Annotated in this window: 4 protein-coding genes; 1 reads left to right on the top strand and 3 read right to left on the bottom strand. The window is 35.9% G+C overall.

What is annotated here, in order from left to right:
• On the top strand, positions 1-429 hold a 429-nt coding region (locus KHS79_RS25745), incomplete at its 5' end, for an integrase core domain-containing protein (RefSeq protein ID WP_212723022.1).
• A gap of 189 nt (positions 430-618) precedes the next feature.
• Here the strand turns inward: KHS79_RS25745 and KHS79_RS25740 are convergent.
• The 3 genes from KHS79_RS25740 to KHS79_RS25730 all read right to left on the bottom strand — a co-directional run bounded on the left by KHS79_RS25740 (position 619) and on the right by KHS79_RS25730 (position 1,852).
• A complete protein-coding gene (locus KHS79_RS25740) occupies positions 619-849 on the bottom strand; it encodes a hypothetical protein (RefSeq protein ID WP_212723021.1) in 231 nt (76 codons plus the stop codon).
• Between the two features lie 161 nt (positions 850-1,010).
• A complete protein-coding gene (locus tag KHS79_RS25735; protein ID WP_212723020.1) occupies positions 1,011-1,352 on the bottom strand; it encodes a hypothetical protein in 342 nt (113 codons plus the stop codon).
• 119 nt (positions 1,353-1,471) lie between these two features.
• Positions 1,472-1,852, bottom strand: a complete 381-nt coding sequence (locus KHS79_RS25730) for a DUF7674 family protein (RefSeq protein WP_212723019.1) — start codon at positions 1,850-1,852, stop codon at positions 1,472-1,474.
• Positions 1,853-2,515 lie beyond the last annotated feature (663 nt).

Raw genomic sequence — 2,515 nt, 5'->3', positions numbered from 1 at the left:
CATTCCGATAATGGTAGCCCAATGAAAGGTAGCGATATGCTGCAAACGATGCATAATCTTGGTGTGGTGAGTTCATTTAATCGTCCCCGAGTGAGTAATGATAATGCATATGCCGAATCAATTTTTCAAACCTGCAAATATCGACCTAATTATCCCTATAAGGGGTTTACCGATTTAATGCAAGCAAGGGCTTGGGTGTTAAGTTTCGTGACTTGGTATAATCAAGTGCATCGACATAGTGGGATTCAGTTTGTGACCCCTCAAGCACGCCATGAAGGCAAAGACCACGCTATTTTGGAAAACCGTAAGGTGGTATATGAAAAAGCAAGATTGGTTAATCCAAGACGCTGGACAGGTCAAACACGTAATTGGAATCGAATTGAAAGGGTTTGGCTTAACCCTGATAACAATCAAATGTTAAATCATTAGTGTAGGTTGGTTGATGCGACAACTATCTTGACAAACAGCGATACAATGATCTCCCATCATCTAAAGTAAGTATGGTTGCCATCTAAACACCTAATGCAGTAATAACCTACACGGATGATCTTCTCCTGATAAACCAAACACTATTTGTTTCACACTGCCATGTGCTCATCTTTGCCAAATCAATGTAAACTAGTCTTTCAGACCTGTACCCATATTATCATCTAAAGCCTTCCCTACTTGATGAAGGCTAATAACCGTAATATTCTCTGCTGCCCAGTGAAGATTCAGGATGATTTCTGAGACAGCCTTTTTATCCATGTTCAGAGTCAACTTTGATTCTAACTCTTCCAACTCATTGCTCAAAGACATGAATTCGCTGGCTATAGATTCAAGCTTAATTTTTAATTCTTCAGGACTCATTAATTTTTAAATATAAACAATGAATGAACATTACGCTAAAGCACCCATTGACTCATTGTAAGCCTTAAATTTCCAGTTATCCATCTAGATAAATTTCAAGAAATGGTAAAATGATCAGTATGGCTGGTTTGATGGATGCTCTTAGCAGATTAAAGAATTGACTATTCTTTATAAAATCCACTGCAAACATGACACCCAAATATACCACCAAAGTGTAAAGTGTGTTGTTTACAAAAACTCTCTTCGCCACCCGGATAATACATTTCCTGAACTAAAGTAAGCTCTTTTGCCCAGTCACAGGAACCCAAAAAAGAAACTGCGTCACTGTATCCAAGCGATTTTGCCAATATAGTAAACCTATTCTCACGAGTTGCTTCATTGACTGCTTTTCTGAGTTCAAGGTTTTTTTCATATACTCCCAATTCATCAAGGTAAACAATCGCTTCTTTCTTTCGGGATGTATCTATTTTTCCATAGACATCAAACCGTATCGGTTCTTCCATATTTTGTTACTCTCATTACTAATTAACGGCACTCTAAAGCACAACCTAATGTAATTGCAGGCTTTAGACTACCTACCATCAAAAAATTAACTGACAAGATACCAGCTCTTACTATCTATTCAGAATGGAGCTCGCCTATGGAAATTAATATATAGCTTCTTCAAAATTTCAGGGAATTTTTCCCAATATGGCTCAGCCTTTTCCTTTGGAACTTGCCAAAATAGATTTTCAACAAAAGCTACATCAACCGTATTTTTAACATCTACATCACCTATCATATATGAATGACGTACATATTCGAAAAGCTCAATATAGTTACTTACATCCACTCCCTTTTGCATTTCACTATTAAGCGCATTAGCCAAAAACTCAAACCAAGAATATTCTGAGAATTCCATTTCGACATATCTATTCCAGTAGTCGTCATATAATTTATCGGCTTTCTCTGATATATCGGGAAAATTATCCTTAACGCTGATATAGAACTCATCTAATTTCATTTAAATGCCAGATTGTAAACTCAAACTAATAATGAACGGTAATTTAAATGTATAATTCCAGTTCTTATTCGATTATACATTAATGATATGCCTCGAGTAATATTGCTTTTTTACCACTTCCAGACGTCCAATATGACGCGACATAAATAAATCCATTAGGGCATTTACTCAGGTCGATTCTATTCGGGTCCATTGCAATATGAGCTTTCACGTGAACTTGCCAAAATTTGAAGCACTCATCTTTCGAGATCCATTCTAATACCCTGCAAGTTGTATAAATACCAGCTCTTACTTGATTACGTTTGAATGTATTTACCATATTTTAACTCAAAACTAGGGGAATATTTTAGAAACAATTGCTCTAGCCTTGTGGCAGCTTCTTTATATAAATTATTTTCATATAGCATGTCTTCAAGTTCGTATAAGATGTATTTTAATTCATGATCAGACTCATAGTCGTTACATATATATCTATATACTTTACTAAATGCACTCATTAAATCCAACTTGCCAAGTTGATAAAAATTGGTACGGCCTGACTTTTCTAGACAGTTTCTAGGTTTTGAAAATACGCTGCTTCAGCGTTTGCTGGTGAGCACCTGTCATTGTGTGTGTGACGCCGTATTGGATTATAAAACATTTCAATATAATGGAATATTATCT

The organism is Zooshikella ganghwensis (genome assembly GCF_018263875.1).
Taxonomy (GTDB): Bacteria; Pseudomonadota; Gammaproteobacteria; order Pseudomonadales; family Zooshikellaceae; genus Zooshikella; species Zooshikella ganghwensis.
This window is presented reverse-complemented; position numbering and strand designations above follow the sequence as displayed.